Here is a 16,572-nt window from a genome sequence, read left to right as displayed (position 1 = left end):
GCTGCGTGTAAGCATCCCACCGAAAAACTAATGCGCGGGGGGTTTGGGGGCGGCGCCACGCCCCCAACGGGGGGTTTGGGGGGTAGAACCCCCCAAAAGCTTGGATTGAATGATCAAGTGGGAAGTAATACGGCCATCCGTTGAGTATAGACTACATATCAGGACAGGCAAAAGGCAAGAGGCAAAAGGCAAAAGAGGGAATAGATAATCAGTTTTTAATAACCGGATTGAGTATGAAAACTGACATCTGATCACTGATAACTGAATCACTGATAACTGATCACTGATCACTGATAACTGATAACTGATCACTGATAACTGATTAGGTGCAAGGAAGAGAACGCAGGTACTCACTGAGGTGGGAACGTAAACCGATGCCATGGAAAAGCGGGCCACGACTGCCTAATTCGACGATACTGACGGCGGCCACGGGCATTTCAAACCGATCGCGATAACGGCCCACATCGATACCCATCAGACTACAGAGCATGATCCGGATGGTGGCCTTGTGGGAAACAATCAGGATATTACCATCACTGTGGGTGTGTTCGATTTCCTCCAAAACGGCCGCCGAACGACGGGCGATATCGATCCCCCTTTCTCCGTTGGGGGGAGCATTCCAAGCGGGATCCGTCAACCAGCGTACATAGAGATCATGATATTGGCGATCGATATCGTTGGGGTGCATACCTTCCCAAAGACCATAACCGATCTCTTGTAATCCCTGGCGGATTTCTAATTTCAGTCCTACCGCTTCACAGAGGGGTTTAGCGGTTTGAATAGCTCTTTGTAGGGGACTGACGTAGGCCGCGCGCCAAGGTAAAGAACGATAGACATCGGCGAATTCCTCGGCCATTTCGATGCCTTCGGCAGTCAAACCGGGGTCATTTTCTGGAGTACCACAGTATCCTCCCGTTTTGCTATAGGCCGTTTGTCCGTGTCGTAGAAAATATAACATCAAGCACATAGTTTTTCAGGAGACCAAATTCGGGGCTTCCCTGGTTACTGTTGACTGGTTAGGTTCCCGCTCGCGAGCGCAGGTCATTGCGGAGGTAAGAGCGATCGCCCATGACTTGAAAGAGGGGACCGTGTTCGGCTAATTCGACGATCGTCACCGAGGCCACGGGCATGGCAATTCGATCGCGATAACGGCCGATATCAATGCCTAAAAGAGAACATAACATGATTCGGATCGTTGCTTTATGGGAAACGATCAAAATATGGCCATCATCGTGATTATGGTCGATTTCCTCTAATACTTCCGAACTGCGGCGAGCGATATCGATGCCTTTTTCGCCCCCTGTGGGAGAATTCCAGCCCGGATCTGCTAACCAGCGCACATAATCATCATGAAACTCCCGATTAACCTCGGCTGCGGTTTTTCCCTCCCATTGGCCGTAGGCAATCTCTTTTAATCCTTCCCGTTTGTGGATGGGAATACCTAAGAGATCGCTTAAAGGGGTGGCCGTGGCCATGGTGCGCTTGAGGGGACTAGAATAGATCCCTGTCCAAGGCACATCTCGATAGACAAGAGCGAAATCCTTGGCCATTTCATCGCCGGCCGGGGTTAGTTGCAAGTCTAATCGACCGCAAAAACTACCCGCTTGACTGGCTGTGGTTTCGCCATGACGCAAAAAGTAAAGTTTTAGACTCATTTTTTGGGTGCATCTCAATATTTGTGACTCTCTCCCACTTATAGTGATACTAAATCCTGTTTAAAAAGTACAGGAGACCAGGGAGCAGGGAGTGGGGAGCAGGGAGAAACAATCCATAACTTGGCAGTTAATCACACTATTAAAAACGGATTTGGTATGATAAAAGGTAAAAAAGGTTATCCTAAATTCCCCAAGAATAATCTTTCTGTAGAGTATAAACACTCTGGTGGGAAATTATCGAATGATAGAAAGAAAATAACTTTCACAGATAAGAAAAATATTGGCACGGTGCTTTATCCAACCTTCTGATTATCTGTTTGGCTACCTTAGTTGGTAAAGCTAAATAATCAGAACCTTGAGCTACTTGGTGATAGAGTTGATTAAAATTTAATTTCTTGTGTTCAACCAAGAAATATTGGCGATAGTGGTAATTAGCTAGATTGAAGAGATTTTTTGACAAAAAAGCAGCTCGGTCAATTTCTGACCAGCAAGGATGGCATTTGGTGATGATATGGCGTTCAACTAGCTTCATGTCTTGATTGCAGCTGATAACCCTCTCAAAATCTATCTCCCTTAAAACCTACTTCTTTTAACCATCTAGCTAGATGGATTCAGAAGGTTTAAGGAAATTTGAGGAGATTTAGAGAGAATTTTCGTTGCTGTATTTACCCCCACACCCTACCCCCACAAAAAACTTTTTGCCGCAAACCCTATCCAGACTACAGTTTTTATCAATCCCCTCGTCAACTATTTTCGCAACCGGCAAGAAATCCACTCCTCCCAAGCAGCAGTAAAAGAAACCTCCTACTACGGCACTCTCGAAACTCTCCTCAACGAAAATGGTCGTGCCGGTGAACGGTTTACTGTTCGCAATTCCACCGCAAAAGTAGTTATCGAAGAGGCCGGGGATCACCTCTGTCAATACACATAGGTTTGTCGATTGACCTTCATCGCTGGATTTCTTTCCTTCCCACTCTGGTTGATGCTTTTTACTACTCCCCTTCTTCTTAGTTGTAAGATATCTACATCTATCAGCCACTTATCTATAGTTTTGTAACGGCAATTTTTGCTAAAAATCAATAAGTGTAAACTTTAATCACAAGGTCGATCGAGTCCTGACAAACGTGTTATCTTAAAAACATAAGGCACAAAGGAAGCGACTCAACTTCCTTCCAGGCAAAAAGACCTAGAGCCTGTGCCACCTGCTCTAGCTCAACGCAACAGCTAAATCGGACGCAGATTCTCAAAGTTTGTAAAGTAAAGTATGGTTTCGCCTCTGTTGCTCGATATAGGACAGATGGAGTGAGCCGTAATCAGCACCTGAGTCGGTAAACTGAGAAATCTTGATAGTTGACAGATAGACTGTTGTGGGTTCTGTAAACCTCTATTGTATTGAGTCCGTCAATTTTTTAGGAGTCCATATCGTTTGTACAAGATGAAGCCCGCCTCCCTAGGCGGGTCTATTGTGTTTTTAGAAAACCGCCACGAGATATTCCTGTAATTGCAATTGATAACCTGCCTGTAGCTGACAGGGATAATCAAGGGAAAACTCAGGTAAAGCTAATAGAGAACTCTTTTGACAACTAACTAACGCCACATCGAAGCGACAGCTTAAATCAGACCATTGGGGATAAAAGGCGAGAAATATCTGGGCAGCTTGGTAAATTTTCCCTTGTTTACGGTCATTGATCGCTAATTTGCCCCCTAAATCCCAATTGCCAGCACTGCGGGTTTTAACCTCGACGAAAGCGAGAGTCGCCTGAGATTTAGACAAGACGATTAAATCGATTTCACCGCCAGCACTACGCCAACGACGCTGGAGGATATGCCATTGCTGTAATTGCAACCAATCCGCCACCAAATTTTCGCCCAATTCCCCCACGGTTGTCATATTCAGTGATCAGTGATCAGTTATCAGTGGTCAGTTATCAGTGGTCAGGGAACAGGGAACAGGGAACAGGGAACAACGCCGATTTATTGTCCTGTCTTCTGACTCCGAACTCCTGACTACTGGCTACTGTCTCCTGTCTCCTAACCAAGCAGGACAATTTTCGATTTCCACAAGAGGTTTATTACAAAAGTCCTTCTAGACGACGACGGATGCTGTCTAACTCCGCATCGGGAATCTCGGAAAACTCCTCCTCGGCGGGGGGGACTTCCTCTTTTTGCCAATCCAACTCCTCGGCATTGCTTTCGGGGGGAATTACCAACATACCCGCTGCAATCATTTCCGCTTGATAGCCGGCGCCGCGACAAAATTCTGCCACTTCCTCCGAATCAATTTTCTCTACCGTGGGAGTCGGAAAATCCTGTGCCTCTAACAGCAGAGCATAACGGGTGGCATCATCTTCCGATTCAAACATCAACACCTTATTGATAGCTCCCATTTGAATGGTGTGGATACCTTCGTTTTCCGTGCCTGCGTTAAAAAGTAGTACAAATACACGCATAATTACTATTAGCGATCGATAAGCGGTGGTCGTCTATACTCATTTTACCCCCCTTCTCGATCGCTAATCTTCAGCAATTTTAGTTTCTAGTCAACCACTTTTGACCGTTAAGCCGTTGCCTGGTGTAAAACAACAGTAAATCAAGACTAACTTTCCTTTCATCGATCATAAATGATTCAAGGGTACTAGGTTGAGCGCCGCCCTCAGCTTGAGAAAAAGCTTTTTTGCCATTGATGTCTTCTTCTAAAAAATAAATGCTAAATTGACGCATTCCCTCGAGCCAATTGCCAGTTAACTGCCAACAGGGAGAGCTAGAAAAGCCCTGTACGGGAATTTTATCCTGTTTAAAGGACAGCTTTATATCACTTATACCCAGCTTTTGCAAAGCTGCCGCCAGTGCGGGCTGAAAATGCTGCTCAATAAATTCAGCGAAGGGTTTTTCCTCGACGGTAGGCTCCTTGGGTTTTTTAGCAGCTGCAGGTTGAGCCGGTTTTGCTGCTTCTGCTGCCGGAGTTGCGGGGGTGGTGGTTTCTTCTGCCATAGCAATTAATCAGGAATGGGTAGGTAGCTACAATTATATTTTCTCCCGGGTTATCAGCTATCAGTTTTTTTAGCTATCAGCTTTTATCCAGACGATCAATTTGACCCTTAACGAAGGCAAAAGGCACTCATGCAAAAGGGACTCATGCAAAAGGCAGCTTTGTTCTCCCCACACCCCACACCCCCAACCCCCAACCCCCAACCCCCAACCCCCAACCCCCAACCCCCACCGAAAAACTTTTTGCCGCAGACTCTACTTAGGGTTTGCTGAATAAATCTAAAAACCTTGTTGGATAAGACTTTTGGACTTTTTTCCCCTCAAAAAGTGCCAGTTCTGGGAGTGAGGGGGGGAAAATTCAGGTACTTTTTCTCTGAAAATTAGGTAATTGACCAGATGAGAATCGGTAAAAACCTACACCCCACACCCCACACCCCACACCCTGTCCCCACGAAAAACTTTTTCAGCAAACCCTACTTAATGCTTCGGCAGATTTGCTCCAATCTTAAGCTTTTAAGCCTTGATTAATTCGAGTAATTGTGCTTCGGTTAGCTGAGTAATGCCCAATTCTAGGGCTTTTTCTAGCTTAGAACCCGCCGCTTCTCCTAGCACTAAATAATCGGTTTTTTTGCTGACAGAACCCGTCACTTTCCCCCCAGCTTTTTCGATTAATTCTTTGGCCTCCTCCCGTTTGAGAGTTGGTAAAGTGCCAGTAATCACAAAGGTTTTCCCTGCTAAGGTGGCTTTAGTGGTGGTGGTTTTTGCGGCTGCGGCAAATTGTAAACCCGCTGCCTGTAATTTAGCGACTAAATCCCGATTAGCCTCGATTCTAAACCAATCATAGACCGATTGAGCGATTTCTTCACCGATACCATAGACAGAGGCTAAATTAGTCACGCTGGCGTTAGCTAACTCCTCCACAGTCCGAAAACTTTCGGTGAGAATTTTGGCGTTAACGCTGCCCACATAGCGAATTCCTAGCCCATAAAGTACTCTCGACCAGCTTTGATTTTTGCTCTGAGCCATAGCTGTAATCAAATTTAAGGCTGATTTCTCGCCCATTCGGTCTAATTTGGCAATTTCCGTTTTTTCGAGGCTGTAGAGGTCAGAAATAGCAGTAACTAATCCCTGTTCAATCAGCAAAATCACCACTTTTTCCCCTAATCCCCGAATATCGAGAGCGTCGCGACTAGCCCAGTGTACTACACTTCCCCGCAAAATCGCCGGACAGGAACTATTGACACAGCGCGTCACCGCTTCCCCCACCGGACGAACTAGGGGAGATTGACATTCAGGGCAATTAGTGGGCATCTGGAAGGGGAAAGTCTGGGGAGGACGCAATTCGGGCAGGATTCTCACCACTTCTGGGATAATTTCCCCCGCTTTGCGGATAATTACCGTGTCACCGATGCGGATATCTAATTCGGCCACTCGATCGCTATTATGTAAAGTAGCCCTTTGTACGGTGGTTCCTGCTACCTGTACTGGTTCCATCACCGCCATGGGTGTAACCGCACCGGTGCGTCCCACGTTGACGATAATATCTTTAACTACTGTGGGGACTTCTTCGGCAGGATATTTTAAAGCGATGGCCCACCGGGGGAATTTTTGAGTGAATCCTAACCGATTTTGTCGCTGTAAATCGTTGATTTTGACTACGACACCATCGGTCATGTAGGCTAATTGATGACGTTTTTCTTGCCAATCTTGATAGTATTGCGCCACTTCTTGCAGGGATGGACAGAGTTGACGGTGGGGATTAACCAGAAATCCCATGGTTTCTAATCTATCTAAGGATTGCCATTGATTAGTGATATTGTTATCGTCTAAATGCAGGGTATAGGCAAAAAATTGTAAGCGTCTTTTATCAACTATTTTCGGATCTAGTTGTCGTAGGGTTCCCGCTGCCGCATTGCGGGGATTAGCAAAGAGAGATTCCCTTTTTTCTTCTCTTTCTTGATTGATTTTATCGAAGGTATCGAGGGGTAAAAAAGCTTCGCCGCGCACTTCCACAATTGCTGGGGGATTATCTATATTTAAGCGTAAAGGAATAGAGCGAATTGTCCGCACATTGGGGGTAATATCTTCGCCAGTGACTCCATCCCCTCTAGTAACACCTCTGACTAAAAAGCCGTTTTCGTAGGTTAAAGCTAACGCGGAACCATCGATTTTTAATTCACACACATATTCCGTGTCTTGGGTTTCATTTATATATCTTTGCCAACGGTTGCCCCATTTATTTAATTCTTCGAGGTTAAAGGCATTTTCGAGACTATACAGGGGAATATTATGACGGACAGAAACGAATTGACTAGAGATTTTATCCCCGACTCTTTGGGTGGGACTATCGGGGGTGATTAATTGAGGATAACGCTTTTCTATGTCTTCTAATTCCCGATAAAGTTGATCATAAACGCTATCGGGTATAAAAGGATCATCAAGAACATAATAAGCATAACTGGCTCTTTGTAGTTCTGTTTTTAGTTGTTGGCAACGTTGTTGGATTTCTAAGGGGATAGTCATAATCGTTAATAATGCTACTGTGCAAAGACCATTTGAGGAGTTAATTGTAAATCGGGAAATGTCACCGATATTATTCTATCTTCGTTGTTAAATTCTGCCAGTTCATAAAATCCAGAAATCAGGGTTAAAACTGATATTTTTAGAGCAATAGGATCGATAATCCAGTATTCAGGAATGCCTCTTACCGCATATTCTGAACGTTTATAACGGTAGTCATCATCGGCATTACCCTGGCTAACAATTTCTACAACTAACAGGGGAGGAAATTCAATCACTGCTGTGGTCATATTTCTAATCTCTTGACATTGTTCGGCAGTTAAAATCATTAAGTCTGGAATTCTCGATTTAGCTTTATCGGTGCGAATTCCCACCGTAGCGGGCATAACTTTCCAAGTTAGATTTAATCTTTTAATTTCTGCTATTAAATAATCATAAAGACAGGCAAGAATTAAAGCATGAAAGCCACTAGCGGGAGGCATGGAAATTAATTCTCCGTTAAATAATTCGTACTTATTATCTGTGGAGTCCTGATAATTTAAATATTCTGTAAAGGTATATATTTTTTGTTGGGTAGCAATCATGATAACCTCCAGCCAAGATTTTAGTATTCAAAAACCATTTGAGGAGTTAATTGTAAATCGGGAAATGTCACCGATATTATCCTATCTTCTTTGTCAAATTCTGCCAGTTCATAAAATCCCGAAATCAGGGTTAAAGCTGATATTTTTAGAGCAATAGGATCGATAATCCAGTATTCAGGAATGCCTCTCACTGCGTATTCTGAACGTTTATAACGGTAGTCATCATCGGCATTACCCGGGCTAACAATTTCTACAACTAACAGGGGAGGAAATTCAATCACTGCTATGGTCATATTTCTAATCTCTTGACATTGTTCAGCAGTTAAAATCATTAAATCTGGAATTCTCGATTTAGCTTTATCGGTGCGAATTCCCACCGTAGCGGGCATAACTTGCCAGTCTAATTGTAGCCTCTCTATTTCCCTTTCTAACACCTTAAATATATATCTAAGTATCAAAGCATGAAAGCCACTAGCGGGAGGCATGGAAATTAATTCTCCGTTAAATAATTCGTACTTATTATCTGTGCAGTCTCGATAATTTAAATATTCCGCAAAGGTATATAATTTTTCTTTGGTGACAACCATAATAATCTCCAGAAAAAACTTAATTGAATCTCCTTAAGGGGGGTAGGGTTGATTCATGAATCAACCCTACCATGAATCAACCCTACTATGAATCAACCCTAGGGTTAGGGGGAATCTGACAAGTTTTAACACCGAGCTTTTTACTTAGATTCGATATCCTCAACTTTTTTGGGAACTGTTGCAGTTAAAACCTCATTTCCTGTGGCAGTAACTAACACATCATCTTCGATACGGATACCGATACCCCGCCATTTTTCTGGCACTTCCGGCTGTCCTTCAGCAGGTTTAATATCGGGGGAGATATAAATCCCTGGTTCCACGGTTAAAACATGACCAGGCTGCAAAGTTTGCCAAGTTTCTTCGTTAACTTTATAACCTCCTGCATCATGGACATCTAATCCTAACCAATGACCGGTTCTGTGCATATAAAAAGGCTTATATTTTTCCTCTTTAATTATCTCATCAATGTCGCCGACCAATAGCCCTAAATCCACTAATCCCTCCACAATTGTTCTGACGGCTGTGTCATGAAAAAGATTATAAGGATTACCAGTTTTTACCACTTCAATCGCCTTTAATTGAGCTTCCAGGACAATTTCATAGATAATTTTTTGTTCGGGGGTAAATTTACCATTAACGGGAAAAGTGCGGGTAATATCACCGTTATAGTAATTGTAGGCACAACCGGCATCAATTAATAAAAGCTCATTTTCTTGTACTTGGCGATTATTGTTGATATAGTGCAGAATACAGGCATTAGCACCACTAGCAACAATAGAAGGATAAGCAGGACCCATACCCCCTTCTAGGCGAAAAGTATGCTCAATTTCCGCTTGAATTTGATACTCGTAGTGACCAACTTTGGTGAATTCTCTGGCGCGATTATGTGCCTGGGCCGAAATAGCGGTTGCTTGGCGAATATTGTCCAATTCGGCCTCGGTTTTCAGCAAGCGCAAAGGATGGAGAATAAAATTAGTATCCTCTAAAGCAGTCGGTCCGGTGCCGCGACGGGGAAAAGTGGCGATTAATTTTTGCCAGTGATTAAGAACGTTTGTATTAAAAGTTTTGTCCCGTCCGAGATGATAATAAATTCGTTCGGCTTTTTCGAGATATTGGGGTAATTTTTCCTCCAATTCTTGGATAGAATAGGCCTCATCAGCACCAAAAATCTCCTTTGCTCCTTCCACCCCGTGGAGATAGCCGGTCCAAGTTTCTTTTTCTGGGTCTTTTGGCTGCACGAACAGGATAAACTGATGTTCGGGGTGATGGGGTGCTAAAATCGCCACCGCATCGGGTTCATTAAATCCTGTCAGGTAAAAAAAGTCACTATCCTGACGATAGGTGTATTCTACGTCATTGTGCATGACCGCCATGGGCGCACTGCGAAAAATTGCGGTTCCATGGCCGATTTTTTCCATTACCTGCTGACGACGCTGCTGAAACTCTCTGCGATCGATGCCCATAGATATTCCTAAAAATGTCACAATAAGTCTTAGAGTCTATTATCGCTAATCTTTTTAGTTTATGACCCCTGAAGAACCAGATTTTTCCCAAGATATCATCGAAAGGCGCGAGTTTACCCTAGCAGATTTTATCGCTCAAGAGGGGGCGGATTTCCTCAAAGGGGAATCTCCTGTCCCCAAATTAGTGCAGGTAAGGACTGAAATTAAACAGTTTATTGCCGCTAATTTAGGGGATTCTTCGGGAGCTTTGCAGATAATTTTACAGCTTATCGTTGATGAAGAATTAACAAAAGTCAGTCAAAATTTAGATAATCCCGTTCAAGCTTTACAGTTAATCCTAGAAGAAATTTTAGACAATCAAGAATTACTCTATGAATTAGTACACCGAGTCGATGTGAAATGGGGACAATTATACGGAGAACGTCCCTATTTTCAACAACCCCATCAAAAACCTCACCCTGAAGACGAATACACTCACAATTCCGTCAGAGATAAGTTAGTCAGTTTATTAGCCAGATTAGAACCGAATAAGTAGTAGAGTTATTAGGAGACTCCGAGACGATTCAAGATATGCCTTATCTTTAGGAAAAACTCTGTATTTTAATTATTTCTTAATAAATAGAGAATAACAGGACTGACACGGAGCATTTATCCCTAGACAGACCACCGGGACGGTCAGGGGTGAAAATAGGTGTAAGATGAAAAAATTCTCCGATAACTGTTGCCCTATCCCCCGCGTGCCTACCTATTCCTACTATACCGCCGATGTTTTTAGCGATCGCATTTTTGGCGGTAATCCCCTGGCGGTTTTTCCGGAAGCGTCTGGATTAACCCGCACCCAGATGCAAAAAATCGCCGCCGAATTTAACTTCTCGGAGACAGTCTTCGTTTTTGCGCCAGAAACGCCCCAAGGCACTAAAAAAGTCCGGATTTTCACCCCCAGTACCGAGTTACCCTTTGCGGGCCATCCTACCGTCGGCACAGCCTATATTTTAGCCCTAATCGGTGCTATTCCCCCCTACCAAGAAACCACGATTTATCTGGAGGAAGGAGTCGGTTTAGTACCGGTAAAAATTCTCATGGACGGGGAAAAACCGGTCTATAGTGAGTTAAAAGTGGCACAATTGCCAGAATTAGTGGCGGATAATTATGCTCTCGATGATTTAGCGGCGATTCTTTCCCTAAGCGTTGCCGATTTCTTACCCGGTTATCCCCCTCGCGCCTTTTCCTGTGGCCTTCCTTTTTTATTCATCCCCGTTAGAAACCGCGATATTTTAGGGAAAATAAAACTAAATCTAACTCTCTGGTCATCATTATTGGGACAATCCCCCGCTAATTCCCTTTTTGTCTGCTGTTTTGACCCAGAATCACCCCAATCTCGTCTCTATGGCCGAATGTTTGCCCCCGGTTTGGGAGTTATGGAAGATCCCGCCACCGGTTCGGCTGTGGCCGCTTTAGCGGGCTACCTAGGGGGGTTAGAATCTTCTAGGGAAGGGATGAATCAATGGACAATAATCCAAGGGGTGGAAATGGGCAGACCCAGCAACATACAATTAAAGTTTCAGAAAAATAACTGGGAAATTACGGAAGTTTCTGTGGGTGGTGCATCAGTTCTAGTCTGCCAAGGCAAGATGATAATTCCCGATGGGGAAAGACTTTAGCTGGTTAGAAAATGAATGGTTTCCCCTAATGATTTTAACTCTAAATCCGAGATTTGGTCATCATTCCAATAACTAATTTCTTTGCCTACTTTTTCGATAAAATAATTGGCCGCATAACGATATCTTTGTTGACAAGCTTCCTGAGCGAAATCTACCAAGTCTCTAGCGTAGGATTCGGGGGAATGATTATTTTCTAGCCAAATTTGACCATTTTTCCCGATAGTCTGATAGAATTGCGGATCGTGAAGAAATTGAGAGAAATGTTGGTGTAAATCGGCGATTTCGTTGCCAACAGTCACATAACCTACGGTATTTTCCGGCAACTCACTATACCAACCTATTTTAGTCACTAAACTTGGCAAACCATGGCTCCAAATCCGCAGCTGACTACCGGAAGCTTCCCCCATAGTAGGATAACGTAAATTGATCGCTAAATCTGCGTCAGCTAAGGCGGTTTCTAATTTGGCTTCCGTGACAAAACCATGCAAGGTTACTAAATTATTTAAATTTAAGCTATTAATTTTTTGAAGGAGATAATTACTATCCCATACTTCTCCATAGATGTCTAAGCGAAAAGCTTGTTTTTGGGGAAAACTAGCTAAAGCATCCAGAATCATATCAACACATCTGTTTTTTCCAATATGATCAAAAACAATTAGTTGATAAAAATCCCGGTTTTTCTGCAATTCGTAATTTGATGACAAATCGCATCTAGAATAGGGTAGGGGAAAATAAGCAGTAAGAAGCGCATTTTCTTGCTGAAACTTACGATAACCTTCCTGACTGTGAGTAATCACCCCAATAGCATTTTTTAACGCTAAAGGAGTCAGGGGATAATTATCAGCCATAAACTGTATAGATACCTCTTGATTCCACCACATTTCTGCCGCTATTTTTCCTTCCTTTCCATAGTAATAGAACATTTGATTAAGATAGCCATCTCGGTCATTATTGATTCTAGCAATTTCACTAAAAAAATACTGCAGCTTTAAATCATGAAGGACAACTATACCGGGGCATTGACAACTAATTCGCCAGATATCCTCATGAAAATCTGGGTTATTACCAATATGATAAATATTTATGTCTGCTTGGTTAATTTTTGACCACATTATGTTATCTCTATGGTAGGAATTAACTTTGACATAGTTGTTTAGTTCTCGATCGTAAATTTTTTGATTAGTCCATAGTTCTAACTGACAATTTTTAATCAAAGCTGGCAAGATACAAGTCATGTAATCAGCGATACCAGTTTTAGCGGGAGGTAAAGGAGAAAACCAATTAATTTTCATGCGAGTAGTTTTTTGATAACGTTTGACCAATTAATATCGAGACTTTTGTAGTATTCACCGGCAGATTGACCTAATTTTGCTGCCCAAGACCGATTTTCCCAGAGTTCGTCCATCGCTGCTGCTAGAGCATTAGCCGTCGGTTCCACAATTAAACCGGTTTCTCGATCACGAATAAATTCCAGGGGTCCTCCCGAATCTTGGCAGGTAATCACTGGTTTAGAAGCTAACATTCCTTCCAGGGTAACGTAACCGTAATCTTCCTCAAAGGGAGGATAAAGGACTGCTAGGGATCTGGCATAATAATCGAGTTTTTCCTCGTTACTAATTCTGCCTAAAAATACCACTTTTTCAGCAATATCCAACTGCTTAACTTTTTCCTCTAGAATGTCACCAAAATCTCCTTCTGGTTGACCGGCAAAAATCACTTTGACAGGGTTTTTAGTCAGGGCTAAAGCCTCAAGGATTAAATCTTGACGTTTTAAGGGATTGATCCGACTAGGAAAGAATAGATAACCTTCTTCTGGTTGACATTGAAAAAAATCAGCATTCTGGGGAGGATGATAAAGGGGGATCGAATCAACATTATTATAGGTTTTTAGCCTTCTTGCCACATTTTTAGAATTGCTAAATATGTTATGAGTTTCAGCAAAAACATTATTATCTGCCCGGATAATATTTTCACGAATTTGTAAACCATTGGCACTTAAATCTAACCCACCATAGGGATTACTCCATAGTTCATACGCTTGTCGGTGTTGATGCAGAATCCAGAGAACTTTGCTGGGATGAGGAATTAAATAAGCTGGGAATTTTAAGCCAATTAATCGGTCAATATTTCTGCCATTGGCGCTAGTCAAATCTAATAAGCGACAGACTAACATTGTGTCTAAAATTCTCTCCAGGGGATAGGTTTGAAAGGGAATCGCGACTATTTCCGCTTCATGGCCCGCCAATTCTAAAGCCTTACATAATTCCTGAGCGTGAATTTCCGCACCGCCATAGACAAAAGGAACCTGTGTTGTTGTAATAATAACTCTCATGAATACTTACTCGTGATTAATTATAGTTTATAACCAATAACAGCATAATCCATTGGACCATAAAAATACTGATTAAACTGTTTAGATAACTCATCTAATTCATTTCCCTCATCAGCTTTGAATCCATCAGAAGGGTTTAAATTAAGAATTTCTACCTCGGCAAAACCGCAGTATTGCACTAGGAATTGAGTCATCAAACTGGGTAGAGGATTGCGGTGGGTTGGATCGAAGTAAAAATTACAACTCCCCACTAAAACATTAGCAGGATTGGGAGTCTCAAAGATAACCAAACCTCGCTGACGCAGCACTCGAAATGCTTCATTTAATAGCTTAACTAATATTTCAAAGGGTAGATGTTCAATAATATGAAATCCCGTGATTACCGCCACGCTGTCATCTGGCATTGATTGCAAATAATCGATAACATCCCCTTCTAAAACGTCTAATCCTCGACTTTGACATTGTTCAATGACGACTCGGTTTAGATCGATACCTCTGGCTCTGTAACCATTATCTCGCAAAAGCTCTAACCACTCTCCCCGACCACAACCTAAATCTAAAATCAGCGAGTCTCCCGGAGCAATTTGTGCTTCTCTGAGTCGGGGAAGATATACTTCTAATCTCCTATTAATTTCCTCGCGACTGCCGCGGAAACGCTCCTCAAAGGCGAAGTAAAAGGCATCTAGAGAATGATCTAACTCTCCCGCAAAAATTTGCGCTGGTTCACTCGCCAATCCCCCTTCCGCTCCTGCTGTCGCTTCTAAAAACTTATTCATTAAGCGCTTTTGTTGGAGTAAATCTATCTTTAAATAATGGCTATTTTGAAAATTCTTCTCATTACTATCTTTAATTTGGGTTTCTAGATACTCCTGCAATTGCTCGGTCTTCTGATACAATTCTCGATCGAGGTGTTGGATTTGGGTTTGCAGCCCCTCTTGAATTTGATTAGCGATCCTATCCCGCTTTTGATCCAGTTGCTCGATTTTGGTTTGCAGTCCCTCTTGAATTTGATTAGCGATCCGATCGCGCTTTTGATCTAGTTGCTCGATTTGGGTTTGCATCTCTCGCTTAATTTCTTGCCCGTAACCAGATAAACTCTGACTAACCGCCATTAAATTCTCTAAATCTCGCCTGGATTGTAACCGCAAATTTTCCACCTCTGATAATAACTGTCGATTTAGTTGTAGGCATTCTCGCAAGGCACTGGCAAGATTTAAATTCACTTCCCTTTGATCGCGAAATATGGTATTGAGAATCTTTAAAGCCAGAGCTTGCAAGGGTTTAAATAATAACCAGGGGAAACGCCCAAATTTCTCTGGTAGTTGGTTACGCACTGCCGCTCTTGACTCGGCTGTTTTGATGAATCCCTCTATATAATCGATTTGATTATTAATTGTTTCCCGATCAAAATCCCCCTTCAGGACTAATTCCCCCGTCGCTGCTGGTACTTGTGCCGAGGGAACCCCCGTATCTGGGTTTTGGCGCAGGGCTTCTTGGCGAATTTTATCAAGCAAATGCTTGACATTTAGATTGGGATAGTAAGTTTCGATAGTCATAGAAGAAAAAATTAAGTTTAATATTTTCGTTCATCCCAGCACCTAGTAGAGATGAAACTGCCTTGATTGAGAATCTTGCTCCCCGATAGTGGCTACCAATCCCATCTTACAGGTTCCTGTACCATCAGGCTGGGATGGCATCGCTGTTAAGACCGTTTTTTTCTGATCAAGTTTCCCCGAACAAGACATTTGCTGCCCTGTGGTGACGGAGCGGCAAGTTTCTGGCTCTCTCGACAATAGCCCATCAGGTTTTAGAACCAAAAAATTAAACCTCAGAATCAGAAAAGAGTTCGATAGATACCAGACTAGACATTTTTAGATTTGTTTCCGCTCCCCCTAACACACACAGATTAGCAGCCAGAAAAAATTCCCGCCAAATTCCAGCACCAGCAGTGAGGATCAGATGGCTAGGGTTGGACAAATTGCCCCAGCAAAATTGACCGAGGAAGTCGGACTAACCTATGGGTACATCTCGATAAACTAAGACAGTTTAAATATTGTAACCGAATTGCCAAATCAAGGTGAATCAGGGTGTATTCTGGGGGGTGGGGATATAAAGTTAGGTCTTAAAGAATCTACTCAGTCTGGTCGGGGTTCAGTCTTCAGCGATCATTACCGACGGTAGAAGACCTTGAGCGAAACTACTCCCACAAAAAAAATTTTGCCATAGCTTGATAATTGAGGTCATCTATGCTATACTTTACGGGTTCGTAATCTGAGATTTATTAAACTTCTGAAATCGTAGAGTCAGCAAGGAATCTAGGGGAGCATCTCATTTATGCAAGTGAGTAATTATACTTATCCTTAAAGCTGGTTTCTAGCAAGGCTTTCAAAATAGCTTGACATAAAAACCTGATTTAGGGGTTACAAAGGTGAGATGCTCCCGAATCCAGTTCTTTTTTATGTTTCAGATGGGCATCATTCAGACATTCATAAATAGCTGAAGAAAAGTCAGAAAAGTTTTCATAATATTTACCATACAAACATTTCTTTTTTACAAATTTCCACAGCCTTTAAATTAAATTTAGATTAGGCGAATAAGACGGCAGATAGAGTAGCTCTATTGACAAAGAAAAAGCCAATTCTTCAACAATTTTACATTTTTGATAGCGGGCATTATCTAATACTAGAGTGATGGGAATAGTTATTCCTAAAGCAGCTATTTTTTTAAGAAGTTCACAGACTTGAGTTGCTGTAATATAAGTGTCATTAGTAACCATAATAAC

15 protein-coding genes and 3 pseudogenes are annotated in these 16,572 nt (G+C 42.5%); 5 read left to right on the top strand and 13 right to left on the bottom strand.

What is annotated here, in order from left to right:
* Nucleotides 1-322: 322 nt before the first annotated feature.
* Together O9300_RS18850 and O9300_RS18845 are read right to left on the bottom strand one after the other, a co-directional pair.
* A complete protein-coding gene (locus O9300_RS18850; RefSeq protein ID WP_002759710.1) occupies nt 323-967 on the bottom strand; it encodes a histidine phosphatase family protein in 645 nt (214 codons plus the stop codon).
* 49 nt (nt 968-1,016) lie between these two features.
* Nucleotides 1,017-1,655 (bottom strand): histidine phosphatase family protein, encoded by a 639-nt coding sequence (locus O9300_RS18845; RefSeq protein ID WP_287733138.1) that lies wholly within the window; start codon nt 1,653-1,655, stop codon nt 1,017-1,019.
* A 159-nt stretch (nt 1,656-1,814) separates the two neighbouring features.
* Here O9300_RS18845 and O9300_RS18840 point away from each other — a divergent pair.
* Together O9300_RS18840 and O9300_RS19575 are read left to right on the top strand one after the other, a co-directional pair.
* A pseudogene (locus tag O9300_RS18840) lies at nt 1,815-1,946 on the top strand (RNA-guided endonuclease TnpB family protein); the annotation flags it as partial.
* A gap of 439 nt (nt 1,947-2,385) precedes the next feature.
* Nucleotides 2,386-2,580 (top strand): annotated as a pseudogene (locus tag O9300_RS19575) (GltB/FmdC/FwdC-like GXGXG domain-containing protein); the annotation flags it as partial.
* Nucleotides 2,581-3,126: 546 nt separating this feature from the next.
* Here the strand turns inward: O9300_RS19575 and O9300_RS18830 are convergent.
* From O9300_RS18830 to O9300_RS18820, 3 genes are all read right to left on the bottom strand, one after another.
* A complete protein-coding gene (locus tag O9300_RS18830) occupies nt 3,127-3,546 on the bottom strand; it encodes a YraN family protein (RefSeq protein WP_002765893.1) in 420 nt (139 codons plus the stop codon).
* Nucleotides 3,547-3,727: 181 nt separating this feature from the next.
* Nucleotides 3,728-4,105: a DUF3110 domain-containing protein gene (locus O9300_RS18825; RefSeq protein WP_002765892.1), complete on the bottom strand. Its 378-nt coding sequence runs from the start codon at nt 4,103-4,105 to the stop codon at nt 3,728-3,730.
* A 79-nt stretch (nt 4,106-4,184) separates the two neighbouring features.
* Nucleotides 4,185-4,646 (bottom strand): DUF2996 domain-containing protein, encoded by a 462-nt coding sequence (locus tag O9300_RS18820; RefSeq protein ID WP_287731102.1) that lies wholly within the window; start codon nt 4,644-4,646, stop codon nt 4,185-4,187.
* A 393-nt stretch (nt 4,647-5,039) separates the two neighbouring features.
* On the opposite strand from O9300_RS18820, the gene O9300_RS18815 reads away from it, so the two are divergent.
* Entirely contained in the window at nt 5,040-5,171 is a 132-nt protein-coding gene (locus O9300_RS18815) for a hypothetical protein (protein ID WP_287973342.1), read from the top strand.
* Here the strand turns inward: O9300_RS18815 and ligA are convergent.
* From ligA to O9300_RS18795, 4 genes are all read right to left on the bottom strand, one after another.
* Nucleotides 5,157-7,166: an NAD-dependent DNA ligase LigA gene (gene ligA / locus O9300_RS18810; RefSeq protein WP_287973340.1), complete on the bottom strand. Its 2,010-nt coding sequence runs from the start codon at nt 7,164-7,166 to the stop codon at nt 5,157-5,159. The genes O9300_RS18815 and ligA overlap by 15 nt on opposite strands.
* A 14-nt stretch (nt 7,167-7,180) precedes the next feature.
* The gene (locus tag O9300_RS18805) at nt 7,181-7,747 is read right to left on the bottom strand and encodes a Uma2 family endonuclease (RefSeq protein ID WP_287973337.1); all 567 of its coding nucleotides are present in this window, start codon (nt 7,745-7,747) and stop codon (nt 7,181-7,183) included.
* A 20-nt stretch (nt 7,748-7,767) separates the two neighbouring features.
* On the bottom strand, nt 7,768-8,334 hold the full coding sequence (locus O9300_RS18800; protein ID WP_287973335.1) for a Uma2 family endonuclease: 567 nt from the start codon (nt 8,332-8,334) through the stop codon (nt 7,768-7,770).
* A 140-nt stretch (nt 8,335-8,474) separates the two neighbouring features.
* On the bottom strand, nt 8,475-9,797 hold the full coding sequence (locus O9300_RS18795) for an aminopeptidase P N-terminal domain-containing protein (protein WP_287973333.1): 1,323 nt from the start codon (nt 9,795-9,797) through the stop codon (nt 8,475-8,477).
* 61 nt (nt 9,798-9,858) lie between these two features.
* Here O9300_RS18795 and O9300_RS18790 point away from each other — a divergent pair, with 61 nt between their 5' ends.
* Together O9300_RS18790 and O9300_RS18785 are read left to right on the top strand one after the other, a co-directional pair.
* Entirely contained in the window at nt 9,859-10,332 is a 474-nt protein-coding gene (locus O9300_RS18790) for a hypothetical protein (protein WP_287973331.1), read from the top strand.
* A 202-nt stretch (nt 10,333-10,534) separates the two neighbouring features.
* Complete coding sequence (locus O9300_RS18785) at nt 10,535-11,458, top strand: PhzF family phenazine biosynthesis protein (RefSeq protein ID WP_287973346.1); 924 nt, start codon at nt 10,535-10,537, stop codon at nt 11,456-11,458.
* Here O9300_RS18785 and O9300_RS18780 read toward each other — a convergent pair.
* The 4 genes and pseudogenes from O9300_RS18780 to O9300_RS18765 all read right to left on the bottom strand — a co-directional run.
* Nucleotides 11,455-12,750, bottom strand: coding sequence for a glycosyltransferase (locus O9300_RS18780; RefSeq protein WP_287973329.1), 1,296 nt, complete (start codon nt 12,748-12,750; stop codon nt 11,455-11,457). The two genes, O9300_RS18785 and O9300_RS18780, sit on opposite strands and share 4 nt — an antisense overlap.
* Complete coding sequence (locus O9300_RS18775) at nt 12,747-13,790, bottom strand: glycosyltransferase family 4 protein (protein ID WP_287973326.1); 1,044 nt, start codon at nt 13,788-13,790, stop codon at nt 12,747-12,749. Before O9300_RS18775 ends, O9300_RS18780 begins: the two co-directional genes overlap by 4 nt.
* Nucleotides 13,791-13,810: 20 nt before the next feature.
* Entirely contained in the window at nt 13,811-15,346 is a 1,536-nt protein-coding gene (locus tag O9300_RS18770) for a class I SAM-dependent methyltransferase (RefSeq protein ID WP_287973324.1), read from the bottom strand.
* A gap of 857 nt (nt 15,347-16,203) precedes the next feature.
* Nucleotides 16,204-16,572 (bottom strand): annotated as a pseudogene (locus tag O9300_RS18765) (transposase); the annotation flags it as partial.

It is taken from the genome of Microcystis sp. LE19-195.1E (assembly GCF_027532095.1).
Lineage (GTDB): Bacteria > Cyanobacteriota > Cyanobacteriia > Cyanobacteriales > Microcystaceae > Microcystis > Microcystis aeruginosa.
The sequence above is the reverse complement of the archived record's forward strand: the minus strand, read 5'-3'. Positions and strand labels throughout refer to the sequence as shown.